The sequence below is a fragment of the Pseudomonas sp. SIMBA_068 genome (assembly GCF_046534705.1).
GTDB classification, from domain to species: domain Bacteria; phylum Pseudomonadota; class Gammaproteobacteria; order Pseudomonadales; family Pseudomonadaceae; genus Aquipseudomonas; species Aquipseudomonas putida.
Genome location: NZ_JAWRYI010000013.1, coordinates 88272 through 111895 on the forward strand (window position 1 = coordinate 88272; position 23624 = coordinate 111895).

Consider the following 23624-nt stretch of genomic DNA (forward strand, 5'->3'; position numbering starts at 1 on the left):
GAACTTACTTACGCAGTTCTACGCGACGGTTCTGAGCCCAGGATTGCTCGTCGTTGCCAGTGGCAACAGGACGCTCTTCACCGTAGGAGACCAGTTCCAGCTGAGCAGGGGAAACGCCCTGCAGAACCAGGTAACGCTGAACGGCCTTGGCACGACGCTCACCCAGAGCCATGTTGTACTCGCGGGTGCCGCGCTCGTCGGTGTTGCCTTCCAGGACAACGCGGTTGCCGTTGGACTTCAGGTCCTTGGCGTGAACGTCCAGAGCGCGCATGGCTTCTGGCTTCAGGTCCGAGCTGTCGTATTCGAAGTAGAAGGTGGTGATTGCGCGCAGGGCGGCTTCTTCGCTCAGGGAACCGTCAACAGCGCCAGTGTTGGCACCGTAGCCAGCGTTCGGATCTACAGCAGCGCCTTCGCCTGCGTTGTCACCGCCCTTCGAGGAGCAACCTACAGCTACGGCCATGGCCAGAGCCAGCGCAGCGAATTTACCAAACTTCAGCATTTCCATCGTGAAACTCCTAATGAAACCCCAGTGTGTTAAGCAAAACGTATTACGCCGCAATCAGTTCAGGTAAGGGGACCAGGACGGTTCTCTGACTTCGCCTTGAGCGGTAGGAAGTGGGAGCCTCACGCGGCCATTAAGCGACACGAGCATCAAGACTCCCCGGCCCTGCTGGCGGGTGGCGTAGATTAGCATGGTGCCGTTTGGCGCAACAGTGGGAGACTCATCAAGACTTGTTTCCGAGAGAATCTTTACACTTCCGCGCTGCAAGTCCTGTGCCGCCACTTTGAAGTTGGTAAAGCCCTGTTGGCGATGGATCATCACCAGGGTCTTTTCGTCAGCGGACAGTTTCGGGTTGGCGTTGTAGTTGCCCACGAAGGTTACGCGCTCGGCACCACCACCGCTGACCGACTGTTTGTAGATCTGCGGTTTGCCGCCACGGTCGGAGGTGAAGTAAAGGGTATTGCCATCCTTACCCCAGAACGGCTCGGTGTTGATACCTGGGCCTGCGGTAACCCGGCTGATCTGGCGCGACGCCACGTTCATCACATAGATGTCCGGGTTGCCGTCTTTCGACAGCACGAACGCCAGGCGCGAACCGTCCGGCGACCAGGCTGGCGCGCCGTTCAGGCCTTCGAAGTTGGTCACCTGCTCACGGCGGCCGGTATCGATGTTCTGAATGAAGATGCGCGGGCGTCTCTGCTCGAACGACACATAGGCGATACGCTTGCCATCTGGCGCAAAGCGTGGCGACAGGATCGGCTCACGCGATTGCAGCAGGGTGACCGCACGCGCACCGTCGTAGTCCGAACGCTGCAGGGTGTAGCGGGTGTTGTTGGTGGAGAAACGCTCGGCCGTCACGTACAGCATGCGGGTAGAGAACGCACCCTTGATGCCGGTGAGCTTCTCGAACGACTGGTCGGCGATGTAGTGCGCCATGTCACGCAACTGGTCGGTGCTGCCCGCGACGCTGCCGGTCAGCACTTGCTGCTCGGTGGCGACGTTGAACAGTGCGTACTGCACCTGCAGGCGACCGCCCGATGGCACGATGCTGCCGACCATCACGTATTGGGCACCCAGCGCTTTCCAGTCACGGAAGATGACTTCGCTGGCCTGCGATGGCTGGCTGATCATGTTCTGCCGTGGAATCGGCGAGTAGTAGCCGGAGTTGCGCAGGTCGTTGCCGATGATGTCGGCAATGTCCTCGGGCAGCACGCTACCACCTTGCAGACCGAACGGCACTACCGCGATGGGCGTTGCCCGGTCGCTGCCGCTGGTGACCAGGATGTTCTTTTCCTCTGCCACGGCCATGCCTGCCACGCAGCACAGCATGACCAGCAGTCCTCTCAGACGTTTAATCACAACGCTAGATCCTCAGGTGTAAATGTCATCTTGAACGAACGATATTGGTTGAAATCGCTCGGCTTCATACCCTGCATCTCGGTCAAACGACCAATGTTCTTCACCGCAGCCACCGCCGAACTGTCATACGGGCCGTCACCACTGGAACGGGCCACGCTGACACTGGTGATGGTACCGTCCGGCAACATGTTGATCTGCAGGACCACCGTCATGCCCTTGCGCGCGGAAGGCGGACGTGCCCAGCCCTCGGCCGCGCGCATACGGATCAGGTCGTCGAAGTCGCCGGCCACCTGGTCACCCTGCTCGTCGGCCAGCGCCTGCTGCCGCTCGGTGGTGTCGGACAACAGCTCGGCCAGGGCCTGGGCTTTCTTGTCTTCTGCCGCCTTGCGGGCCGCTTCCTGTGCCTTTTTCTTCTGGGCGTCTGCAGCGGCCTTTTTCTTGGCCTCTTCAGCTGCCTTCTTCTTCGCGTCCTCGGCCGCCGCTTTCTTCTTGGCGTCCTCGGCTGCTTTTTTCTTGGCCTCTTCGGCTGCCTTTTTCTTGGCGTCCTCGGCGGCTTGTTTCTTCGCCTCTTCAGCGGCCTCTTTCTTGGCCTCTTCTTCGGCTTTTTTCTTGGCTTCTTCCTCGGCCTTCTTCTTGGCGATGTCGGCCTGCTGCTTCTCGGCGGCCTTCTTCGCCTCATCGGCCTTCTTGGCTTCTGCGGCTTTCTTGGCCTCGCTAGCCTTGGCGGCTTCGGCAGCCTTGGCAGCGTCCTCGGCTTTTTTCGCCTCGGCGGCTTCGCGAGCCTCCTCGGCCTTTTGAGCGGCGTCGGCCTTCTTTTGTTCCGCGGCCTTCACGGCCTCCTGCTCGACCTTCTTCTGCTCCAGCTGCTCGACTTCGGTCTGGCGCGAAGCGGTTTTCTTCGCTTCCCCGGCAATCTTCTGATTGGTCTGGGTGGTCGCCTGGCTCTTGGACTTGAGCTGGTACAGGGTAGCCTGAACGATCGGCTTGGAAGGCGGCAGCTCAGGCGTCATGGCGAAACTGACGAACAGCATGGCAAACACCAGCACATGCAGGCCAATGGCCCAGACACTGGGCCAGAAGTAGCTTTCCGAGGCGGATGGCTCTCGCTGTTGCATCAGGGCGCCTCGGTAATCAGGCCAACGTTACCGACACCGGCCTTCTGCAACCCGCCCATGGCACCCATGACCGCGCCATAGTCGACAGCCTTGTCGCCACGAATGAACACCTGGGTCTGCTTGCCTTGGTCACGGCCGGCAGCAATGATCTTGGTCACTGCATTGGTCATGTCAGGCAAGGTCATGGCCTTGTCCATCTGCTTGTCGGTATCGACTTCGCTGCCAAGGTTCCAGTAGTAGGTCTTGTCGGCCTTGATGGAGATGGTGAGAATCTGGACGTTGTTGTCCTGCGGCAAGGCTTCACTGGAAACCTTGGGCAGGTCGACTTTCACGCCCTGGTTGAGCATGGGCGCCGTCACCATGAAGATGACCAGCAGCACCAGCATCACGTCGATGTAGGGCACCACGTTCATCTCGGCGACGGGCTTGCGTTTGTGGCGAACTCGGGCCATGGGCTTCTACCTGATTACTCTTCGCTGGTGTGCACTTTGCGGTGCAGGATCGCCTGGAACTCGTCGGCGAAGGTGTAGTAACGACCGATCAGCACTTCGCTGCGCGCGGCGAAACGGTTGTAGGCGATTACCGCCGGGATTGCTGCGAACAGGCCGATGGCGGTGGCAATCAGCGCTTCGGCGATACCCGGGGCAACGGTTGCCAGGGTGGCCTGCTGGGCGCTGGCCAGGCCGCGGAAGGAGTTCATGATCCCCCATACGGTACCGAACAGGCCGATGTACGGGCTGGTGGAACCGACGGTGGCCAGGAACGGCAGGCTCTGCTCGAGTTTTTCTTCCTCGCGCGAAATGGCTACGCGCATGGCACGGCCAACGCCTTCCATGACGGCGTCCGGGTCAACGCCCGGCTGCTGACGCAGGCGCGAGAACTCCTTGAAGCCGGCACGGAACACCTGCTCGACGCCGGAATCCGGGTCTGGGTTGCTGCCTGCCTGACGGTACAGCTTGGACAGGTCAATGCCCGACCAGAAGCGTTCCTCGAAGGCATCCAGTGCACGACGACCGGCGCGCAGCATGGTGCTGCGCTGGAAAATCATGATCCATGAGGTGACCGAGGCGGCCACCAGGATCAGCATTACCAGCTGTACCACTACGCTGGCATTGCTGACCAGACTCCACATGGAGGTATGGTCGACGACGTTAGCTTCCACGCTTATTCTCCTGCATTCGATTGATTACCCGAGCCGTCCGCCGCCAAGGCGTCGCGCAGCTGGGGGGGTATGGCTCGGGGTTTGAAAGTGTCGGCGCGCACGGCGGCCACCAGGAACTGCCCTTCGCAGAGCAGCGTTTCATCCTTTTCCCGCCAGACCTGCTGTACAAAGCGCAGGCTGGCGCGATTGAGTTCAAGTACTTGCGCGGTCACCCGCAACGCGTCGTCCAGCCGCGCCGGCGCGTGGTAGCGCGCTTCGCTGGAATGGACCACGAACAGCAGGTTGTCTTCGGCCAGCTGCGACTGGGAAAAACCCAGATGCCGCAGACGTTCGGTGCGCGCGCGCTCCATGAATTTCAGGTAGTTGACGTAGTACACCACGCCGCCCGCATCGGTATCTTCGTAATAGACGCGACAACGGTGTGCGAACGGTTCGAGCTGATTTTGCGCGCGCATACTCTAGTGCTTACTCCTCAGCTTGCCAATCCGCTGTGGCAACTGTTTTTTCTTCATTAATGTCTTATTGCCAGCGCACCCTTGGCATGCCAGCGGTAGGACCACGAAAAGTCGCTTTTGATCTGTCATTCATCGCCTGGCTCGGAAAAATCACCACCCTCCCCCAAACGCCCGGGAATATTCAGGCCAAAGTGCAGGTAGGCATGCCGGGTGACCACGCGACCGCGCGGCGTGCGCATGATGTAGCCCTGCTGGATCAGGTACGGCTCCAGCACATCTTCGATGGTATGACGCTCTTCGCTGATGGCCGCAGCCAGGTTGTCCACCCCTACCGGGCCGCCATCGAACTTCTCGATCATGGTCAGCAGCAGGCGGCGGTCGGAATGGTCGAAGCCACGTTCGTCGACATCCAGCAGGTTCAGCGCCATGTCGGCCACGGCCTTGGTGATCTGGCCCTTGCCGCGCACCTCGGCGTAGTCGCGCACGCGGCGGAGCAGGCGGTTGGCGATACGCGGAGTGCCACGGGCACGCCGGGCAATCTCGTAGGCGCCCTGGTCTTCGATGACCAGGCCAAGGATGTTGGCCGAACGGCTGACGATGGTGGCCAGGTCCTTGTCGCTGTAGAACTCCAGGCGCTGGACAATACCGAAGCGGTCACGCAACGGATTGGTGAGCATGCCGGCACGGGTGGTAGCCCCCACGAGGGTAAACGGTGGCAGGTCGAGCTTGATCGAACGGGCCGCCGGCCCTTCGCCGATCATGATGTCGAGCTGGAAGTCCTCCATGGCCGGGTACAACACCTCTTCGACGACCGGCGACAGTCGGTGGATCTCGTCGATGAACAGCACGTCGTGCGGTTCGAGGTTGGTCAGCATGGCCGCCAGGTCGCCCGGGCGCTCCAGGATCGGCCCCGAGGTGCTCTTCACCGACACACCCATTTCATGGGCAATGATGTTGGCCAGGGTAGTCTTGCCCAGCCCCGGCGGGCCGAAGATCAGCGTGTGGTCGAGCGACTCGCTGCGGCCACGGGCGGCCTGGATGAACAGCGCCATCTGCTCGCGCACCACCGGCTGGCCGATGTAGTCGTCCAGGCTAAGCGGGCGAATCGCACGGTCCTGGACCTCTTCGCGGTCGCGGCCACTGGCGGCAATCAGGCGGTCGGCTTCGATCACTTGGTAATCATCCCTTTAAGGCTGCGGCGGATCAGCTCTTCACTGCTCAGGCCGGCCTTGTCTTTGATCGCGGCGATCGCCTTGCTGGCTTCCTGCGGCTTGTAGCCCAGCGAGACCAGGGCGCTGACGGCATCAGCCTCGGCGCTGGACTCGCTGGCGGCCGGCAGCGGGCCATCGGACACCAGGGTGAACATGGCCGGGGAGGTTTCCCAGGCCTTGAAGCGGTCCTTGAGCTCGACCAGCAGGCGTTCGGCGGTTTTCTTGCCGACACCGGGCACGCGTACCAGGGCCGAGGTGTCCTGGGCTTGCACGCAGCGCACCAGCTCATCGACTTCCAGGCCGGACATGAGCGCCAGTGCCAGCTTCGGGCCCACGCCGTTAAGCCGGATGAGCTCGCGGAACAGCTCGCGCTCGCGCTTTTCGGCAAAACCATAGAGCAAGTGGGCGTCTTCGCGCACGACCAGATGGGTGTGCACGGTGACGGGTTCGCCCACCTTGGGCAGACGGTACAGCGTGGTCATGGGAACTTCCAGTTCGTAACCCACGCCGTTGACGTCGATAATCAGGTGCGGCGGCTGTTTCTCCGCCAGGGTGCCGCGCAAACGTCCAATCACGTTCCGATCCTTCCTCTCGGGGAGCCGGTCAAAGACCGCTCAACCCTATCAGCAAATGCAACGGGTGAACGCATCACCCGAACAAAATGTGTATCAGCGCATGAAGCGCCTACAGACGCAAGCGCCCGCCGCGCCGCCGCGCCGTTGCCAGGCCATGGGGCACCAGGCTGGAACGGGTGTGGGCGTGGCACAACGCGATGGCCAAGGCGTCGGAGGCGTCGATCTGCGGCTTTTGCGTCAGTTTCAGCAGGTGCATGACCATCATCATCACCTGCTCCTTGTTGGCCCCACCAGTGCCGGCCACCGCTTGCTTGACCTGTGTGGCGCTGTATTCAGCGATTTCCAGGCCGGCTTCGGCGGCAGCGACGATAGCCGCGCCGCGGGCCTGGCCGAGCTTCAGCGCCGAGTCAGCGTTGCGCGCCATGAACACCCGCTCGATGCCCATGGTCACCGGTTCGTGCTGGGCGATGATTTCACTGACACCACGAAAAACGATCTGCAGCCGCTCGTGCAGCTCGCCGCTGCCGGTGCGGATACAGCCCGACGCCACGTACTCACAGCCACGGGCGGTCTGGCGTACTACGCCGTAGCCGGTGATGCGCGAACCGGGGTCGATACCAAGAATCAGAGTCATAGTGCCTGTCGTTCAAAGCTCACGGTTCAAGACCATTAGGGCCGCTGCGCGACCTATCGCCGGCAAGCCAGCTCCCACGAGTACAGTGCAGGCCTGAAGAAATGCACTGTACCTGTGGGAGCTGGCTTGCCGGCGATGGGCTGCGCAGCGGCCCCAATAGCAGCCTTGACGCGAAGGGTCAGGAGACCTTAGCCGATATTTTCCATGATCTCGTCGGAAATCTGGGCATTGGAGTAGACGTTCTGCACGTCATCCAGGTCTTCGAGCATGTCGATCAGCTTGAGCACCTTTTCAGCACCGTCCTGGTCGAGCTCGGCACTGGTGGTCGGCTGCATGACGATTTCTGCGTCATCGGCCTTGAAACCAGCCTCTTCCAGGGCGTTACGCACGGCATAGAAGCTGTTGAACGAGGTGAACACGTCGAACGAGCCGTCATCGTTGGCTACCACGTCGTCAGCATCGGCTTCCATCGCCGCTTCCATCAGCGCGTCTTCATCCACGCCCGGGGCAAAACTGATCTGCCCCTTGCGCTCGAACAGGTAGGCCACCGAGCCGTCGGTACCCAGGTTGCCGCCACACTTGGTGAAGGCATGCCGCACGGCGGCGGCGGTGCGGTTGCGGTTGTCGGTCATGGTCTCGACCATGATCGCCACGCCACCCGGACCGTAACCTTCGTAGCTGAGCTCTTCGACGTTGTCGCTTTCGTTGGTGCCGGCACCACGGGCCACGGCGCGATCGATGATGTCGCGGCTCATGTTGGCGCCCAAGGCCTTGTCCAGCGCCAGACGCAGGCGCGGGTTGGATGCCGGGTCAGGGCCGCCCTGCTTGGCAGCGACCGTCAGCTCGCGGATCCACTTGGTGAAGACCTTGCCTCTCTTGGCATCCTGGCGCTCTTTGCGGTGCTTGATGTTCGCCCACTTGGAATGACCAGCCATAACGACTCCGAATACTTTGAATCACAAACAGCCCCGCCCCTGTACGGGGCGGGGCGGGAAAATACCTGCGCCGAAACGCAAAGGCGCATCCATGTGGATGCGCCCGGGGACCGCTTACTCGACCTTGGTCTGTTCGCGCAGTCGGATGTGCAGCTCGCGCAGGGCCTTGGCGTCGACCAGGCCAGGGGCCTGAGTCATGACGCACGCGGCGCTCTGGGTTTTCGGGAAGGCGATCACTTCACGGATCGACTGGGCGCCGGTCATCAGCATGACCAAGCGGTCGAGACCAAAGGCCAGGCCACCGTGCGGCGGCGCACCGAACTTCAGGGCGTCGAGCAGGAAGCCGAACTTCTCTTCCTGTTCCGCCGCTTCGATGCCCAGCAGGCGGAACACAGCCTGTTGCATCTCTTTGCGGTGGATACGGATCGAACCGCCACCCAGTTCAGTACCGTTCAGGACCATGTCGTAGGCACGGGATAGCGCTGTGGCCGGGTTGGCCTCAAGCTCTTCCGGCGAGCACTTCGGCGCGGTGAACGGGTGGTGCAGCGCGGTGAAGCTGCCGTCTTCGTTCTCTTCGAACATCGGGAAGTCGACGACCCACATCGGTGCCCACTCGCAGGTGTGCAGGTTGAAGTCGTTGCCGACCTTGATGCGCAGTGCGCCCAGGGCCTCGCTGACGATCTTGAACTTGTCGGCACCGAAGAAAACGATGTCGCCATCGACCGCGCCAACGCGATCGAGGATCACGTTGAGGTTGGCTTCAGGGATGTTCTTGACGATCGGCGACTGCAGGCCTTCGACGCCCTTGGCGCGCTCGTTGACCTTGATGTACGCCAGGCCCTTGGCACCGTAGATGCCAACGAACTTGGTGTACTCGTCGATCTTGCTGCGCGGCATGCTGGCGGCGCCAGGCACGCGCAGGGCGGTAACGCGGCACTTCGGATCATTGGCCGGGCCTGCGAATACCTTGAAGTCGACATCCTTCAGCTGGTCGGCAACGTCGACCAGTTCCAGCGGGTTACGCAGGTCTGGCTTGTCGGAGCCGTAACGGCGCATGGCTTCTTCGAAGGTCATGTGCGGGAATTCGCCGAATTCCAGGTCCAGCACTTCCTTGAACAGCTTGCGGATCATGCTCTCGGTCAGGCCCATGATCTCGCTTTCATCGAGGAAGCTGGTCTCGATGTCGATCTGGGTGAATTCCGGTTGGCGGTCAGCACGCAGGTCTTCGTCACGGAAGCACTTGGCGATCTGGTAGTAGCGGTCGAAGCCAGCGACCATCAGCAGCTGCTTGAACAGCTGGGGCGACTGCGGCAGGGCGAAGAAGCTACCGGCGTGGGTACGGCTTGGCACCAGGTAGTCACGCGCGCCTTCCGGGGTGGCACGGGTCAGGATCGGCGTTTCGACGTCGAGGAAGCCGTTTTCATCGAGGAAGCGACGGATGCTGGTGGTGATGCGCGAACGCAGACGCAGCTTCTCGGCCATTTCCGGGCGACGCAGGTCGATGAAGCGATAACGCAGGCGGGTTTCCTCGCCGACGTCGGAGTATTCGTTCAGCGGGAACGGCGGGGTTTCTGCTTCGTTGAGCACGGTCAGCTGGTAGCCAAGGATCTCGATGGCACCGGAGGCCATGTTGGCATTCACCGCGCCGTCAGGGCGCTTGCGCACCTTGCCGGTGACTTGCACGACGTATTCGCTGCGCACGCGGTCGGCGGCGGCGAAGGTTTCGGCGCGATCCGGGTCGAACACGACCTGGGCCATGCCTTCGCGGTCACGGATGTCGAGGAAGATCACCCCGCCGTGGTCGCGGCGACGATGGACCCAGCCGCAAAGGGTGACTTCCTGGCCGTCCAGGCTCTCGTTCAGTTGGCCGCAATAATGGCTGCGCATCATGATGGTGGTTTCGCTTCTCGTGATTCGTGTATTCGGTGGAGGCCTTGGCCGCCCGGAGGGCTAATACTGCAAGACCCGGTCACAGCATTCAACTCAGTCGGCCTTGTCGCCGCCTGCAAGATTCTTTTTCGCCCCGGTCTTGAAGTCGGTTTCGTACCAACCATTACCGCTCAGGCGGAAGCCTGGCACCGACAGCAGCTTCTTCAGCGCCGGCGCCTGGCAGGCCGGGCAATCGGTCAGCGGCGCGGCGCTGATCTTCTGCAGTGCTTCCATGCGGTGCTCGCAGGATGCACATTGATAGTCATAAAGGGGCATGGGTGTCTCTCGTCAACCACAACGCTCGCTGCCAGGGCAGCAAAAAGCGGGATTATATATGGTTAGCAAGCACTGCGCAGCCCGCCAGGCGATCAGCGCACACTTGGCGGGTCTTGCAGCCAGGCAACGCAGATTACCCGAATCAGCCCACTGAAGTTGCGCACTCCACCCTGGCGCAGGTGCACTTCGCGGTCCACGTAGGACAACACCGCACTGACCGAACAGCGGTTGGCGGCAGCGATGCGTTCCAGGATGCCCCAGTAGACGGCCTCCAGACGCAGGCAGGTGGAAAAACCGTTGAGCCGCACCGAACGTGATACCGGCTGCGTCTGCAACATATCGAAATCTGCCTTGAACGGATCAATGCACTGTCTTCCTGGCCAGCTCCCTTGGCCAGCCACACGCTTGCTCGCTTGCATCATGCGCCCTACTTCCTCGTCACCGGTAACAGGTGACCAATGAAGCGCTGGGCAGCAGGTTTAGAGCAGCGGCAAAGTCTTCCCGCACAGTTACCGACAGGCGCAGCCTTGTGCTGCACCTGCCGGGGACGCGCCGCCTGTTGATTACTTGCCGTCGAGCAATACCCGCAGCATCCACGCGGTTTTCTCGTGCACCTGCATGCGCTGGGTCAGCAAGTCGGCAGTCGGCTCGTCACTGACCTTGTCCACTACCGGGAAAATACTGCGCGCAGTACGCACCACGGCCTCCTGGCCCTGAACCAGCTGGCGGATCATCTCGTCCGCCGGGGGTACGCCTTCCTCCTCCTGGATAGAGGAATGCCGTGCATAGAATGCATAAGACCCCGGCGCAGGGAAGCCCAGGGCACGGATGCGCTCGGCAATCGAATCGACTGCCAGTGCCAGTTCGTTGTATTGCTCCTCGAACATCAGGTGCAGGGTGCGGAACGACGGACCGGTGACGTTCCAGTGGAAATTATGGGTTTTCAGATACAGCACGTAGGTATCCGACAACAGGCGGGACAGCCCATCGACGATGGACTTGCGATCTTCTTCACTGATACCGATATCGATTGCCATTGAAGTTCCCCTTTCCATAAGGCTTGAGACTCAAGCGGACGCCGACCACTGTAGCAACACTTGACCCACACCGCCTGTGACATGGCGCAACACATCGCCCACTGAGGCCTGCGGTTTGAGTAGCCTTCGCCTTTGCTGTTAAATAGGCACCGTGCCACCCGTGCGGACTGTTATTGCCGGGTGCATAGGCTGGCTTGTCACGTGTTCGCGCCCTACACCTCATGCGCACCGTGCTGCCAGCTCTTCCTGTGATCGGCCTTCTCAACTGTGAGCCAACCCCATGTTCAAGATCGTCCATCTGGTGACGGGCGTGGCAGCCTTGCTGCTATCGCTCATACCGAGCCTGAAAACCGATGCAACACCCTTCCTGCAACAACCCGACGCGGTTTACCTTGCCCTGCTCGGCCTGCTCAACCTGGTCCTGGCCCCGGTCGTGCCGCTGTACTACCGCGGCGCCCGGCAGCAGTTGCAGCACCTTGCCTGCGCCCTGCTGGTGGTGGCGGTGGTGCTGCAGACCCTGACGCTGCTGGCTCGCCCGGAAATGGGCAACCTCGCGGCGCTGGTCTGTGCGGTACTGGCCGTGGCCCTGCACCTGGCGGTGGGTTTTGCCCGCAGCCCGCGCAAGGCACGCAGCATCCAGCATGCCGCCCAGGATACTGGCAACCGTGATACCGGCACGGTGAAGTGGTTCAACACCTCGAAAGGCTTTGGTTTCATCTCCCGCGATTCGGGTGATGACATCTTCGTGCACTTTCGTGCCATACGCGGCGAAGGCCACCGCATCCTGGTCGAAGGCCAGCGCGTGGAGTTTTCGGTGATGCACCGCGACAAGGGCCTGCAGGCCGAAGATGTGGTGGCAGTTACCCGCCGCTGATTGTCTTGCGATAGCGCTCCTTGTGGCCGCGGGCAGGCCCGCGCCCACAAGGATTCGTGTGATCAGTAATGAGGCGGCGGCGCCTCTTCCCCCTCGGTGCCGTACTGGCCGACCATCTCTTCATGGCGCTTGATCAATTCGGCCACCTGTAATTTCAGCCGCTCGATCACCTGCGCCTGCTCGACCACCACATCATTCAACGCCTGCAGGGTGTCATCCTGGAACGCCTGGCGGGTTTCCAGTTCGACGATTCGCAATTCCAGCGACATGTCAGGCCTCCTGATAGCCAGCAAGCTGCAGCCCACGCACGCGCTGGCGAATGGCTTGCAACTGGTCGTCGCGGTAGGCCACGGCCGGGCACTTGCCCCACACCGGTGCTGGCCAGGCGGCATCGTCACGCTGGCGCACGATCACGTGCATGTGCAACTGGCTGACCACATTGCCCAGGGTGGCCACGTTCATCTTGTCGGCGCCGTAGCTGGCCTTCAGTGCTTCAGCCAGCAGGGTGGTTTCCTGCCACAACTGCTGCTGCTCTGCCGCTTCCAGCTCGAACAGCTCGCTGATGCCGGCGCGCTTGGGCACCAGGATGAACCATGGGTAGTTGGCATCCTTGCTCAGCAACAGCTGGCATAACGCAAACTCCCCCAGCACCAGGGAATCCTGCTGCAAACGCGAATCCAGGACGAACACGGCATATCTCCTTCAGGCAAAAACAACCCGCTTTCAAGCGGAAAACAGGCCTGCAAGGATACCTTGCACATTCCCGGTAACACAGCGCTACTTTTCGCACCAAAATGAGGCCGTCTGCGCGCCGCCACCACACTTGTCACCCCACAAACGACTCTGGATGAACAAGTTGCGGTAACACATTGACTTTCATGACAGCCTTTCAAATTTTAATGATTCTCGACTCCATCATGCCCTGAGGTAGCCTTCGCCCCGTGTTTACGGCACTTTCCGACCCTCGGTAGCAGATTTTGTGAAAATTTCATGAAGTGTTGCGAATTTTGAGCACGCTTGTTGCATTCCCTTCACGCCAAGTCGGCACGACATCTGCAGTGGCAGGTGTACGCGACAAATAACAACAGCGGCATTGGTTACCAGGGAGTTTCCTCAACCAGAATCCGTAGTTACAGATTCGTTACGGTGACAGGAACAGCGCTGGCGTTATACGGCCCATAAACCGGGGCGTGATTTGCGACATGGAAATACCTAAAAGCGACATGGCAAAAAAGTTCCGCAAAGAGTTTATATAGCCATATCGCCAACAACAGTCAGCGTGCTATACATTTTCGCCGACATAACAAGAAAGAGCTGCACCCTATAACTAAAACACTTGGGCGCGGCGGTACTCTTCCTAAAAACCAAAGGAGCAAATCACGATGCGCGTGATGAAGTGGAGCATGATCGCCCTGGCCGTTGCGGCAGGGACCTCGCAGTTGGCAATGGCCTCGGCACAAGACGAGTCCAAAGGTTTCATCGAAGACAGCAAGCTGAACGTCAAGACCCGCATGCTGTACTTCAGCCGTGACTTCCGTAACAACGCGCCTGGCACCCAGAGCCGCGTTGAAGAAACCGGCCTTGGTTTCCTCGGCACCTTCGAATCGGGCTTCACCCAAGGCACCGTAGGCTTCGGTGTCGACGCCATCGGCATGCTGGGCCTCAAACTGGACAGCGGCAGGGGCCGTGCCGGCACCGGCCTGTTCCCGACAGGTTCCGACGGTCGCTCGCAGGATGACTACTCCGAAGGCGGCGGCGCAGTGAAAATGCGCATCTCCAACACTGTGCTCAAATGGGGTGACCAGTTCACCGCCCTGCCAGTGCTGGCTACCGACGACAGCCGACTGCTGCCGGAAGTTGCCGAAGGCGGCCTGATCACCAGCAACGAGATCGATGGCCTGACCCTGCACGCGGGTCACTTCACTGCCATGAACGCCCAGGCACAGACTTACCACGACAGCCTGAACATGACCGAGGCCAACGTCTTTGGTGGCACCTACGCCATTAATGACAACCTCAGCACCAGCGTTTACTACTCGCACATCGAAGACCATTTCCGCAAATGGTACGGCAACATCAACTGGGCGCTGCCGATCAGCGACAAGCAAGGCCTGGTGTTCGACTTCAACATCTATGACACCAAGTCCATCGGCAACAACCTGACCGGCGCATTCGTCAGCAAGGCCGACGGCAGCAACGAACTCGACAACATTGCAGCCAGCCTCTCGGCCGCCTACAACATTGGCGCCCACACCTTCACCCTGGCCTACCAGAAAGTCAGCGGCGACGGCGACTACGCCTACGGCGTCGACGGTGGCGGTACGGTCTTCCTGGCCAACTCGGTGGCCCGTTCCGACTTCAACGCCGAAGACGAAAAGTCCTGGCAGGCACGCTACGACCTGAACTTCGCCGAATTCGGCGTACCAGGCCTGACCTTCATGACCCGTTACGTGCGCGGTACTGGTGCAACTACCCGCACCACCGACGACGGCAAGGAATGGGAACGCGACATCGACGTGAAGTACGTGCTGCAAAGCGGCCCTGCCAAGGACCTGAGCTTGCGCGTACGTCAGGCCACCTACCGTTCGGGCGATGGCGTCTACTACGGTTCCCCATCGATCGACGAACTGCGCCTGATCGTGGAGTACCCGCTGAGCATCCTGTAAGCCTGGCTTGCAGTGCCCCGCACTTGAAAAAGCCCGGCGATCTCGCCGGGCTTTTTCTTGGCTGACAAGCGGCCCGCCCTGGGGCATCCTGTACGCCTTCGTTTCGCCCCCGTACAATGCGGGGCTATTTCAACGTCTTAGGCAATCGACACGGCTAACCATGCGCACCAGTCAATATTTGCTCGCCACCCAGAAAGAAACCCCTGCCGACGCAGTGGTCATCAGCCATCAGCTCATGCTGCGTGCCGGCATGATCCGCAAACTGGCCTCCGGCCTGTATACCTGGCTGCCGATGGGCCTGCGGGTAATGCGCAAGGTCGAGGCCGTGGTGCGTGAGGAAATGAACGCCGCCGGCGCCCTGGAAGTGCTGATGCCAAGCATCCAGCCTGCCGAGCTGTGGCAGGAGTCCGGCCGCTGGGAACAGTACGGCCCTGAGCTGCTGCGCCTGAAGGACCGCCACCAGCGCGACTTCTGCGTTGGCCCGACCCACGAAGAAGTCATCACCGACCTGGCCCGTAACGAGCTGTCCAGCTATAAACAGCTGCCGCTCAACATGTACCAGATCCAGACCAAGTTCCGTGACGAGATCCGCCCGCGCTTCGGCCTGATGCGCGGCCGCGAGTTCATCATGAAGGACGCCTACTCGTTCCATGCCGACCAGGCTTCCCTGCAGGAAACCTACGACCGCATGCACCAGGCGTACAGCAACGTATTCACCCGCCTGGGCCTGGACTTCCGCCCAGTGCAGGCCGACACCGGCTCGATCGGTGGCAGCTACTCGCACGAATTCCACGTGCTGGCCGAATCCGGCGAAGACGACGTGATCTTCAGCGACAGTTCCGACTACGCCGCCAACATCGAGAAGGCCGAGGCCATCCCGCGTGAAACCGTGCGCCCTGCCCCTACCGAGGAGCTGCGCCTGGTCGACACGCCAGATGCCAAGACCATCGCACAACTGGTTGAAAACCACGGCCTGGCGATCGAGAAGACCGTCAAGACCCTGATCGTGCGCGGCGCTGAAGAAGGCAAGCTGATTGCCCTGATCGTTCGCGGCGACCACGAGCTGAACGAAATCAAGGCCACCAAGCTGGAACAGGTTGCCGACCCTCTGGTCATGGCCACCGAAGCCGAACTGCGCGACGCCATTGGCGCCGGTGCCGGCTCGCTCGGCCCGCTGAACCTGCCGCTGGAATGCATCATCGACCGTTCGGTTGCCCTGATGAGCGACTTCGGCATCGGCGCCAACATCGACGACAAGCACTACTTCGGCGTGAACTGGGAGCGCGATCTGCCGGTTCCACAGGTCGCCGACCTGCGTAACGTGGTCGAAGGCGACCCAAGCCCGGATGGCCAGGGCACCCTGGTGATCAAGCGCGGCATTGAAGTGGGCCACATCTTCCAGCTGGGCACCAAGTACAGCGAAGCGCTGAAGTGCCAGGTACTGGGAGAGAACGGCAAGCCGGTGGTTCTGTCGATGGGCTGCTACGGTATCGGTGTGTCCCGCGTCGTCGCCGCTGCCATCGAGCAGAGCTATGACGACAAAGGCATCATCTGGAACGATGCCCTGGCCCCGTTCCAGATCGCTCTGGTACCGCTGCGCTACGAAACCGAGGTGGTTCGCGAGGCAACCGACAAGCTGTACGCCGAACTGACCGCCGCCGGCTTCGAAGTGCTGCTGGACGACCGCGACAAGAAGACCAGCCCAGGCATCAAGTTTGCCGACATGGAGCTGATCGGCATCCCACACCGCATCGTCGTCAGCGATCGCGGCCTGGCCGAAGGCAACCTGGAGTACAAGCACCGCACCGAGCAGGACGCCCAGGCGTTGCCGCTCAATGAAGTGCTGAGCTTCCTGCAGGCCCGCGTTCGCCGCTGATAACCAATGCACGAGTGATCATGTTCAAGCGAAGTACCTTTACCCTGGGGGGCGCCGCACTGTGCGGCGCCCTGCTCGTCAGCGGCTGCGCCAACCAGATGTCCCAGCGCAGCGACCACGAGGAGCGCGTCGAGCGCAAATTGCTCGAGCACACCCTGCAGATCGATGTCGGCGAGCCGAAGGTGATGGAGCTGCCGCAACGACGTGTGCGCGTGCATGAGCAGAAGCGCTTCGAAGTCACCGAGTTCGAAGTCACCCGTCGCTATGACCGCTACACGCCTTACCAGCCCTGGCGGGAGGTCTACGAGATCCCGCTGGGTGCAGTGGCCGTGGTAGCGGGCGTCGGCGCCAACGTGGTCAACGTCTTCGCCTTGGGCAACCTGCCGGAAAGCATCACCCATGACTGGCTGAGCTATGGCGTGGACGGGCTTAACCCGTTCATGAACGTGCCGTCCAACGGGCGTGCCCAGCAGAACCTGGCCGGGATCAGCGAAGTGCAGAAAGGCAAGCGCGAGGAATCGACCAGCGTGCCCTGGAGCGAACGCCTGGTCGAGGTCAAGGCCGGCAAGATGACCCACGAGCTGACCACCGACAGGAACGGCGTGCTGCGCCTGAACCTGCTCGACAGCCCGTTCTCCGAGCAGAACCTCAACCACGTCGGCACCCTGCACCTTCAGGTACTCGACGAGGACAACGCGGTGCGGGGTGATGCCAGCCTGCTGGTCAGCGCCACCTTGCGCAACAAGCTGCTCGAAGCCCATGAGCTGATCTTCGACGACCTCGAAGATGATGATGTCGGCCAGTGGGTACATCGGGTGAAGCGTCTGTCGGAGCTGGGCCTTGAAGAAGAAGCCAGTGAAATGGAACAAAGCCTGATCGAGCTGACTCGCAACGATCCGGAGCTGCAGCAGGAATTTCTGCAATCGCTGACCAAGGCCACTGGCCGGTTGGTGGCAGATCCGGGCGTGCAGTAAAAGAAGGGGCCGCTATGCGGCCCCTTTTCATTCAGGCGTAAACAGCTCCAACTGCTCATGCGCTCCGCGTAAATCGCGCAACCTCACCCCTACCCCCAGCAAGCGCACCGGCTTGCCACCCCGGGCGAACGCCTGCCCCAGAAGCTGCCGATAACTTTCAAGGTCCCGCCCGGCCCCTGCCTGCTCCATGGTGGTCTGGCTGAAGTCATGGAACTTGACCTTGACGAACGGCTTGTCCGGCCGATAACTGCTGTCCATACGGGCGATGCGCTCGTTCAGGCTCTCCAGCAGCTCGGGTAACCGCGCCAGGCAACTGGCCAGGTCCGGCAGGTCGGTGTCGTAGGTGTTTTCCACGCTGACCGACTGCCTGCGGCTGTCATTGTGTACTGCACGCTCATCTACACCCCGCGCCAGCCCCCACAAACGCTCGCCAAAGCTGCCAAACTCACGCACCAGTGCCAGGCGCGACCATTCACGCAGGTCAAGGCAGGTTTCGATGCCCAGCCGCGTCAGTTTATCTGCCGTCACCTTGCCCACCCCATGCAGCCTGGCCACCGGCAAAGCGGCGACAAAGGCCTCCACCTCGCCCGGGGTAATCACGAACAGCCCGTTGGGTTTGCGCCAGTCACTGGCAATCTTGGCCAGGAACTTGTTTGGCGCCACGCCCGCCGACACGGTGATATGCAGGGTGCGGGCGACACGCCGGCGGATATCCTCGGCGATGCGCGTGGCACTACCCGAATACCACTGGCTGTCACTTACATCCAGGTAGGCTTCGTCCAGCGACAAAGGCTCGATCAGCTCGGTGTAGTCGCGGAAGATCGCATGGATTTCCCGCGAGGCCTCACGGTAGGCCTCGAAGCGCGGCTTGACGATCAACAGGTCGGGGCACAGCTTTAGTGCATGCCGTGACGACATGGCCGAGCGCACACCATAGGCACGCGCTTCATAGTTGCAGGTAGCGATCACCCCACGGTGCTCAGGCGAGCCCCCAACCGCCATGGGCCGCCCGGCCAGGCGGGGGTCGTCACGCATCTCGATCGCGGCGTAGAAGCAATCGCAGTCGACGTGGATGATCTTGCGCAAAGACATGGATGGCCGTCAGCACTGTAAATTCATACAGATAGTATCGCATGCGACCTACCTGAAACACCTCACCCGCTGCATCACCCGACAATCTGCCTGAAAGCCCCGTCACGCCTGAGCCGCTTGCTGCTGACGAGCGCTAAGGGTTTGAACAAAAAAGGGTTTTTCAATGAAACTGCTTGACACTGTGGCGTAAATCCGTAGAATTCGATCTCACAGGCGCGGGATGGAGCAGCCTGGTAGCTCGTCGGGCTCATAACCCGAAGGTCGTCGGTTCAAATCCGGCTCCCGCAACCAGATTCAAGAAAAGGCCACTGTTCATACAGTGGCCTTTTTCTTTGCCTTAAAAAAAGTAAAACCGAAAAACCTTTGATAAATCAAAGCTTAGCGCTTGACACACCCTCAGCAAACTGTAGAATGCGCCCCACAGACGCGGGATGGAGCAGTCTGGTAGCTCGTCGGGCTCATAACCCGAAGGTCGTCGGTTCAAATCCGGCTCCCGCAACCAAGTTCAAGAAAAGGCCACTGTTAACGCAGTGGCCTTTTTCTTTGTCGGCTGAAAAGTGCCATCGGAAAAACATCGACAAATCAAAGCTTAGCGCTTGACATACAAACCACACGCTGTAGAATCCGCCCCACTGACGCGGGATGGAGCAGCCTGGTAGCTCGTCGGGCTCATAACCCGAAGGTCGTCGGTTCAAATCCGGCTCCCGCAACCATATTCGTCAGAACAAACCCCGCCTGTTTAACAGCAGCGCGGGGTTTGTTGCTTCTGCCCTCCCTGCTTTTCGTCGCATCGATTTTCCCCGCCCTCCAGCCAACCCGCAGGCTTGAGGCATCGTGCCCAGGATGAACTATCTTTAACCCTGCCAAGCCGCTGAAAGCGCCTGAGGCCGGAGTAACATTGGGTACGTTTTCCTAAGGGACTTTCACTTGGCCGTACCTCCCCTCAACCTCGCGCTGCAGGCCCGAGGCACCCCATGACTTCTCACAACCCCGAACCTCCGGTGCCACTGGCCTCGGCGCTACCCGGTGCCGTGCAGCGTCTGCCCTTGCTCGAACGCGTGAGCCGCTACCGCCAGCCCATCGGCCTGGCAGTGACCCTGGTGCTGTTCACCATGGCGTTGATTGCCTGCCGCCACCTGCTGAGCGAGCTGGACATCCATGCCTTGCACGGTGCCATGCTCAGCGTACCGGCCCAGTCAGTGCTGGGCGCCTTGCTGGCGACCGTGATCGGCTTCGTGATCCTGCTGGGTTACGAGTGGTCGGCCAGCCGCTATGCCGGCGTGAAACTGCCGGCACGCAGCCTGATGCTTGGCGGCTTCAGCGCCTTTGCCATTGGCAACGCCATCGGCCTGTCGATGCTTTCGGGTGGCTCGGTGCGCTACCGCCTGTATGCACGCCAGGGGCTGGGCGCTGGCGAAGTCGCACGCATGACCGTGTTTGCCAGCCTGTCGCTAGGCTGCGCGCTGCCCCCCCTCGCCGCCTTGGCAACCTTGAGCGACCTGCCGGCAGCCTCGACCGCACTGGGGTTGGCGCCTGGCCTGCTGGCAGGTATCGCCGCCGCCGTGCTGGTGGCGTCCGCCCTGCTGGTGTTCGGCTTGTACCGCCGGCGCTTGGCCGAACAACCGCTGGCCAATAACCTGCTGGTGCAACTGGGCCGCCGTACACTGCGGCTGCCGGGCGCGCGCCTGGCCGCCCTGCAATTGCTGATTACCGCGCTGGATGTGGCAGCGGCCGCCACCGTACTGTATCTGCTGCTGCCTGAAGCACCACCCTTTGGCGCGTTTGTGCTGGTGTACCTGCTAGCCCTGGCCGCAGGCGTGCTCAGCCACGTACCGGGCGGCGTCGGGGTGTTCGAAGCCATCCTGCTGGCGGCTTTTGCCGACCAGCTCGGTGCCGCGCCGCTGGCGGCCGCCCTGCTGCTTTACCGGCTGATCTATGTGGTGCTGCCCCTGCTGCTGGCCTGCGTACTGCTACTGGCCAATGAAGCCCGGCGCCTGCTGTTCGCACAGCAGGCCATCAAGGCCGCCTCCGGGATGGCCGCCCCCATCCTGTCGATAATGGTATTCCTGTCTGGGGTGGTGCTGCTGTTTTCCGGCGTCACGCCCGAGATCGACACGCGCCTGGAGCACATGGGCTTCCTGGTGCCGCACCGGCTGATCGATGCCTCGCACTTTGGCGCGAGCCTGATCGGCGTGCTGTGCCTGTTGCTGGCCCAAGGCCTGCGCCGGCGGCTGTCCGCGGCCTGGCTGCTGACCACCGTGCTGCTCTTGGTCGGTGCCCTGCTGTCGCTGCTCAAGGGCTTTGACTGGGAAGAGGCTTGTCTGCTGACCTTCACCGCAGCCCTGCTAGCCTTGTTCCGTCGCTCGTTCTACCGCCCCAGCCGCCTGCTGGAGCTGCCATTTTCGCCAGTGTTCCTGGTGGCCAGTGCCTGTGCGGTCGGCGCATCGGTGTGGCTGCTGTTGTTTGCCTACCAGGATGTGCCCTACAGCCATCAGCTGTGGTGGCAGTTCACCCTCGACGCCGATGCCCCGCGCGGCCTGCGCGCCGCCATGGGCAGCGCCTTGCTGCTGGCTGCCTTGGCGCTGACCTGGCTGCTGCGCACCGCGCCGCCGGTGATCCACCTGCCCGACGACGAAGAACTGCAGCGCGCCAACCGTATCCTGCTGGCCTCCGACCAGCCCGACGGCGGCCTGGCCCTGACCGGCGACAAGGCGTTGCTGTTTCACCCACGCGACAATGCCTTCCTTATGTACGCCCGTCGCGGCCGTAGCCTGGTGGCCCTGTACGACCCGATCGGCCCGGCCCAGGAACGCGCCGAAATGATCTGGCAGTTCCGTGACCTGTGCGACCTGCACCACGCCCGGCCAGTGTTCTACCAGGTGCGCGCCGAAAACCTGCCGTTCTATATGGACATTGGCCTGACCGCACTGAAGCTGGGCGAAGAAGCCCGGGTGGACTTGCGCCGCTTCGACCTCGAAGCCAAGGGCAAAGAGATGAAGGACCTGCGCTACACGTGGAACCGCGGTGGCCGCGATGGCCTGAGCCTGGAAATTCACGAACCTGGCCACGCCCCGCTGGCAGAGCTGAAGGAAATTTCCGATGCCTGGCTCGACGGTAAAAACGTGCGCGAAAAAGGCTTCTCGTTGGGGCGCTTTAGCCCGGAGTACCTGCAGCACTTCCGCATCGCACTGATCCGCTTCCAGGGCCGGCCGGTGGCGTTCGCCAACCTGCTGGAGACCCACAGCAACGAGCTGGCCAGCCTCGACCTGATGCGTGCGCACCCCGAGGCACCGAAGCTGACCATGGAGTTCATGATGATCGGCCTGATCCTGCACTACAAAAGCCATGAGTATTCCCGCTTCAGCCTGGGCATGGTGCCGCTTTCAGGCCTGCAGCCGCGGCGTGGCGCGCCCCTGACCCAGCGCCTGGGCTCGATGGTGTTCCGCCGTGGCGAACAGCTTTACAACTTCCAGGGGCTTCGACGCTTCAAGGACAAATTCCAACCGGATTGGGAACCCCGCTACATGGCCGTGCCGGCCGGGCTCGACCCGCTTGTGGCACTGGCCGATACTGCCGCCCTGATTGCAGGCGGCCTGACTGGATTGGTGAAACGTTGATGACCCGACGCTTTTGGCTGTACCTGCTGGTTCCTCTGCTGCTGGCCGCCCTGGGAGGGGTGCTGGCATTCTGGCTGTGGACGCGCCCGGCCCCCGAGGCGCGCCTGGAGCAATTGAGCAGCAATGGCGCCAGCATCACCCGCGTGACCCCAGGCGTGCACCCGAAGGCCCGGGTGGCCATCGGTGTGCCACAGGATCAGGCGCTGACGGACAAGCAGCTGCTCGACCTGAGCCAGGCCGGTGAAGCCCAGCTGGTGCAGGTGGTTTTGCCGCCTAACGACTGCAGCAAGCAGCAACAGGTCATGGACCAGGCCCTGGCCGAGCTGTCGGACAAGCCGACATTGGTCGCTGGTATCGGCCCTGGCGCCGCCCAGGCCTGGCGCTGGCTGGCCAGCCAGAACGATGACAAGGCCCGGGCAATTTCCGTGGACTTCACCGTCGAGCAACCCGGCTGCCAGGCACCGCTGCCCAAAGCGGCTGCCCATGGCCACTGGAACGTCGCCTGGAACGACAACCCGGATGACGCCAGTGCCGCATTCGTGCGCGACCAGGCCAATGCCGAAACCAGCATCAGTGACTACGACATCCACTTGCCACAAGTGCTCAAGGCCCAGCTGACCCAGGCCCTGGTAGGCCACGATGGCAACGCCCTGGCCATCCCCGTGGTCGAAGTGCCGGCCGGGCAGACCACCGACACAGTCACCCTGTTCCTCTCCGGTGACGGCGGCTGGCGTGACCTGGACCGCGATGTCGCCGGGGAAATGGCCAAGCTGGGCTACCCGGTGGTGGGTATCGACACGCTGCGCTATTACTGGCAGCACAAGACCCCGGAGCAAAGTGCGGCCGACCTGTCCGAGCTGATGCAACATTACCGGCAGAAGTGGGGTACCAAGCGCTTTGTACTGACCGGCTATTCGTTCGGTGCCGATGTGCTGCCGGCAATCTACAACCGCCTGCCGGTGGAGGACCAGCAACGCATCGACGCGGTGATGCTGCTGGCCTTTGCCCGCAGCGGCAGCTTCGAGATCGAGGTCGAGGGCTGGCTGGGCAAGGAAGGCCAGGAAGCCCCAACCGGTCCGGAAATGGCCAGGCTGCCGGCCGCCAAGGTGGTGTGCGTGTATGGCGTGGAAGAGACCGACGAAAGCGGTTGCACCGAAAAGACCGCGGTGGGTGAGCGCCTGAAGCTGCCTGGGGGGCACCACTTTGATGAGAACTACCCGGCGCTGGCCAAGCGCTTGATTGGTGAGATCGAGACACGCCAGGGCAAGTCCAGCGTCGCTGAACAGAACTGAGCTCTCACCGTTGGAAGATTGACGCGGTCAATGTAGGACCGCG

At 61.7% G+C, this 23624-nt stretch carries 23 protein-coding genes and 3 tRNA genes; 9 read left to right on the forward strand and 17 right to left on the reverse strand.

The features are described 5' to 3' along the window. Nucleotides 1-4: 4 nt before the first annotated feature. The 14 genes from pal to SB756_RS24965 form a co-directional block, all read right to left on the reverse strand. The gene (gene pal, locus SB756_RS24900; RefSeq protein ID WP_012273762.1) at nucleotides 5-505 is read right to left on the reverse strand and encodes a peptidoglycan-associated lipoprotein Pal; all 501 of its coding nucleotides are present in this window, start codon (nucleotides 503-505) and stop codon (nucleotides 5-7) included. 54 nt (nucleotides 506-559) lie between these two features. Further along, a complete protein-coding gene (gene tolB / locus SB756_RS24905) occupies nucleotides 560-1831 on the reverse strand; it encodes a Tol-Pal system beta propeller repeat protein TolB (RefSeq protein WP_341798919.1) in 1272 nt (423 codons plus the stop codon). Between the two features lie 26 nt (nucleotides 1832-1857). Further along, the gene (gene tolA / locus SB756_RS24910; protein ID WP_016498326.1) at nucleotides 1858-2976 is read right to left on the reverse strand and encodes a cell envelope integrity protein TolA; all 1119 of its coding nucleotides are present in this window, start codon (nucleotides 2974-2976) and stop codon (nucleotides 1858-1860) included. Beyond that, the gene (tolR, locus tag SB756_RS24915; protein ID WP_012273765.1) at nucleotides 2976-3428 is read right to left on the reverse strand and encodes a protein TolR; all 453 of its coding nucleotides are present in this window, start codon (nucleotides 3426-3428) and stop codon (nucleotides 2976-2978) included. The genes tolA and tolR overlap by 1 nt, the downstream gene beginning before the upstream one ends. A gap of 14 nt (nucleotides 3429-3442) precedes the next feature. Beyond that, nucleotides 3443-4138, reverse strand: a complete 696-nt coding sequence (tolQ, locus tag SB756_RS24920; RefSeq protein WP_008090219.1) for a protein TolQ — start codon at nucleotides 4136-4138, stop codon at nucleotides 3443-3445. Between the two features lie 2 nt (nucleotides 4139-4140). Then, complete coding sequence (gene ybgC / locus SB756_RS24925) at nucleotides 4141-4593, reverse strand: tol-pal system-associated acyl-CoA thioesterase (protein WP_016498325.1); 453 nt, start codon at nucleotides 4591-4593, stop codon at nucleotides 4141-4143. A 125-nt stretch (nucleotides 4594-4718) separates the two neighbouring features. Next, the gene (ruvB, locus tag SB756_RS24930; RefSeq protein ID WP_016488653.1) at nucleotides 4719-5765 is read right to left on the reverse strand and encodes a Holliday junction branch migration DNA helicase RuvB; all 1047 of its coding nucleotides are present in this window, start codon (nucleotides 5763-5765) and stop codon (nucleotides 4719-4721) included. Continuing rightward, on the reverse strand, nucleotides 5762-6379 hold the full coding sequence (ruvA, locus tag SB756_RS24935; RefSeq protein ID WP_016498324.1) for a Holliday junction branch migration protein RuvA: 618 nt from the start codon (nucleotides 6377-6379) through the stop codon (nucleotides 5762-5764). Before ruvA ends, ruvB begins: the two co-directional genes overlap by 4 nt. Nucleotides 6380-6488: 109 nt before the next feature. Further along, on the reverse strand, nucleotides 6489-7013 hold the full coding sequence (ruvC, locus tag SB756_RS24940; protein WP_016498323.1) for a crossover junction endodeoxyribonuclease RuvC: 525 nt from the start codon (nucleotides 7011-7013) through the stop codon (nucleotides 6489-6491). A 188-nt stretch (nucleotides 7014-7201) separates the two neighbouring features. Beyond that, the gene (locus SB756_RS24945) at nucleotides 7202-7948 is read right to left on the reverse strand and encodes a YebC/PmpR family DNA-binding transcriptional regulator (RefSeq protein ID WP_059394726.1); all 747 of its coding nucleotides are present in this window, start codon (nucleotides 7946-7948) and stop codon (nucleotides 7202-7204) included. A gap of 114 nt (nucleotides 7949-8062) precedes the next feature. Further along, on the reverse strand, nucleotides 8063-9838 hold the full coding sequence (aspS, locus tag SB756_RS24950) for an aspartate--tRNA ligase (protein WP_016498321.1): 1776 nt from the start codon (nucleotides 9836-9838) through the stop codon (nucleotides 8063-8065). 93 nt (nucleotides 9839-9931) lie between these two features. Next, the gene (locus SB756_RS24955) at nucleotides 9932-10153 is read right to left on the reverse strand and encodes an FmdB family zinc ribbon protein (RefSeq protein ID WP_016498320.1); all 222 of its coding nucleotides are present in this window, start codon (nucleotides 10151-10153) and stop codon (nucleotides 9932-9934) included. 92 nt (nucleotides 10154-10245) lie between these two features. After that, entirely contained in the window at nucleotides 10246-10575 is a 330-nt protein-coding gene (locus SB756_RS24960; protein WP_410912325.1) for a ribbon-helix-helix domain-containing protein, read from the reverse strand. Nucleotides 10576-10716: 141 nt separating this feature from the next. After that, entirely contained in the window at nucleotides 10717-11190 is a 474-nt protein-coding gene (locus tag SB756_RS24965) for a Dps family protein (protein WP_341796554.1), read from the reverse strand. Between the two features lie 280 nt (nucleotides 11191-11470). Here SB756_RS24965 and SB756_RS24970 point away from each other — a divergent pair, with 280 nt between their 5' ends. Then, the gene (locus tag SB756_RS24970) at nucleotides 11471-12064 is read left to right on the forward strand and encodes a cold-shock protein (protein WP_341796555.1); all 594 of its coding nucleotides are present in this window, start codon (nucleotides 11471-11473) and stop codon (nucleotides 12062-12064) included. A 62-nt stretch (nucleotides 12065-12126) separates the two neighbouring features. On the opposite strand, the gene SB756_RS24975 is transcribed toward SB756_RS24970, so the two are convergent. Together SB756_RS24975 and SB756_RS24980 are read right to left on the reverse strand one after the other, a co-directional pair. Beyond that, nucleotides 12127-12333 (reverse strand): SlyX family protein, encoded by a 207-nt coding sequence (locus SB756_RS24975; protein WP_016498318.1) that lies wholly within the window; start codon nucleotides 12331-12333, stop codon nucleotides 12127-12129. A 1-nt stretch (nucleotide 12334) separates the two neighbouring features. After that, entirely contained in the window at nucleotides 12335-12754 is a 420-nt protein-coding gene (locus SB756_RS24980) for an HIT family protein (protein WP_016498317.1), read from the reverse strand. A gap of 692 nt (nucleotides 12755-13446) precedes the next feature. On the opposite strand from SB756_RS24980, the gene SB756_RS24985 reads away from it, so the two are divergent. The 3 genes from SB756_RS24985 to SB756_RS24995 all read left to right on the forward strand — a co-directional run bounded on the left by SB756_RS24985 (nucleotide 13447) and on the right by SB756_RS24995 (nucleotide 17580). Continuing rightward, nucleotides 13447-14730: an OprD family porin gene (locus SB756_RS24985; RefSeq protein WP_338744939.1), complete on the forward strand. Its 1284-nt coding sequence runs from the start codon at nucleotides 13447-13449 to the stop codon at nucleotides 14728-14730. A gap of 160 nt (nucleotides 14731-14890) precedes the next feature. Further along, nucleotides 14891-16606: a proline--tRNA ligase gene (locus SB756_RS24990; protein WP_341796557.1), complete on the forward strand. Its 1716-nt coding sequence runs from the start codon at nucleotides 14891-14893 to the stop codon at nucleotides 16604-16606. A 20-nt stretch (nucleotides 16607-16626) separates the two neighbouring features. Further along, on the forward strand, nucleotides 16627-17580 hold the full coding sequence (locus SB756_RS24995) for a hypothetical protein (protein WP_016498315.1): 954 nt from the start codon (nucleotides 16627-16629) through the stop codon (nucleotides 17578-17580). A gap of 27 nt (nucleotides 17581-17607) precedes the next feature. On the opposite strand, the gene dinB is transcribed toward SB756_RS24995, so the two are convergent. Next, nucleotides 17608-18666, reverse strand: coding sequence for a DNA polymerase IV (dinB, locus tag SB756_RS25000; RefSeq protein WP_162471781.1), 1059 nt, complete (start codon nucleotides 18664-18666; stop codon nucleotides 17608-17610). Between the two features lie 220 nt (nucleotides 18667-18886). Here dinB and SB756_RS25005 point away from each other — a divergent pair. The 5 genes from SB756_RS25005 to SB756_RS25025 all read left to right on the forward strand — a co-directional run bounded on the left by SB756_RS25005 (nucleotide 18887) and on the right by SB756_RS25025 (nucleotide 23581). Next, nucleotides 18887-18963 (forward strand) — tRNA-Met (locus SB756_RS25005). A gap of 134 nt (nucleotides 18964-19097) precedes the next feature. Beyond that, a tRNA-Met gene (locus SB756_RS25010) sits at nucleotides 19098-19174 on the forward strand. A gap of 134 nt (nucleotides 19175-19308) precedes the next feature. Then, nucleotides 19309-19385 (forward strand) — tRNA-Met (locus tag SB756_RS25015). 261 nt (nucleotides 19386-19646) lie between these two features. Then, complete coding sequence (gene mprF, locus SB756_RS25020) at nucleotides 19647-22289, forward strand: bifunctional lysylphosphatidylglycerol flippase/synthetase MprF (protein ID WP_410912328.1); 2643 nt, start codon at nucleotides 19647-19649, stop codon at nucleotides 22287-22289. After that, nucleotides 22289-23581 carry a virulence factor family protein gene (locus SB756_RS25025; RefSeq protein WP_016498312.1) on the forward strand — a complete coding sequence of 431 codons (1293 nt, stop codon included), beginning with the start codon at nucleotides 22289-22291 and terminating at the stop codon, nucleotides 23579-23581. Before mprF ends, SB756_RS25025 begins: the two co-directional genes overlap by 1 nt. Nucleotides 23582-23624 lie beyond the last annotated feature (43 nt).

Bases quoted from the DNA above. Each gene is read 5' to 3' on its own strand.
- pal (WP_012273762.1), bottom strand. From the start codon at position 505: ATGGAAATGCTGAAGTTTGGTAAATTCGCTGCGCTGGCTCTGGCCATG.
- tolB (WP_341798919.1), bottom strand. From the start codon at position 1,831: ATGCTGTGCTGCGTGGCAGGCATGGCCGTGGCAGAGGAAAAGAACATC.
- tolA (WP_016498326.1), bottom strand. From the start codon at position 2,976: ATGCAACAGCGAGAGCCATCCGCCTCGGAAAGCTACTTCTGGCCCAGT.
- tolR (WP_012273765.1), bottom strand. From the start codon at position 3,428: ATGGCCCGAGTTCGCCACAAACGCAAGCCCGTCGCCGAGATGAACGTG.
- ybgC (WP_016498325.1), bottom strand. From the start codon at position 4,593: ATGCGCGCGCAAAATCAGCTCGAACCGTTCGCACACCGTTGTCGCGTC.
- ruvC (WP_016498323.1), bottom strand. From the start codon at position 7,013: ATGACTCTGATTCTTGGTATCGACCCCGGTTCGCGCATCACCGGCTAC.
- SB756_RS24945 (WP_059394726.1), bottom strand. From the start codon at position 7,948: ATGGCTGGTCATTCCAAGTGGGCGAACATCAAGCACCGCAAAGAGCGC.
- aspS (WP_016498321.1), bottom strand. From the start codon at position 9,838: ATGATGCGCAGCCATTATTGCGGCCAACTGAACGAGAGCCTGGACGGC.
- SB756_RS24955 (WP_016498320.1), bottom strand. From the start codon at position 10,153: ATGCCCCTTTATGACTATCAATGTGCATCCTGCGAGCACCGCATGGAA.
- SB756_RS24960 (WP_410912325.1), bottom strand. From the start codon at position 10,575: ATGATGCAAGCGAGCAAGCGTGTGGCTGGCCAAGGGAGCTGGCCAGGA.
- SB756_RS24965 (WP_341796554.1), bottom strand. From the start codon at position 11,190: ATGGCAATCGATATCGGTATCAGTGAAGAAGATCGCAAGTCCATCGTC.
- SB756_RS24970 (WP_341796555.1), top strand. From the start codon at position 11,471: ATGTTCAAGATCGTCCATCTGGTGACGGGCGTGGCAGCCTTGCTGCTA.
- SB756_RS24975 (WP_016498318.1), bottom strand. From the start codon at position 12,333: ATGTCGCTGGAATTGCGAATCGTCGAACTGGAAACCCGCCAGGCGTTC.
- SB756_RS24985 (WP_338744939.1), top strand. From the start codon at position 13,447: ATGCGCGTGATGAAGTGGAGCATGATCGCCCTGGCCGTTGCGGCAGGG.
- SB756_RS24990 (WP_341796557.1), top strand. From the start codon at position 14,891: ATGCGCACCAGTCAATATTTGCTCGCCACCCAGAAAGAAACCCCTGCC.
- SB756_RS24995 (WP_016498315.1), top strand. From the start codon at position 16,627: ATGTTCAAGCGAAGTACCTTTACCCTGGGGGGCGCCGCACTGTGCGGC.
- mprF (WP_410912328.1), top strand. From the start codon at position 19,647: ATGACTTCTCACAACCCCGAACCTCCGGTGCCACTGGCCTCGGCGCTA.
- SB756_RS25025 (WP_016498312.1), top strand. From the start codon at position 22,289: ATGACCCGACGCTTTTGGCTGTACCTGCTGGTTCCTCTGCTGCTGGCC.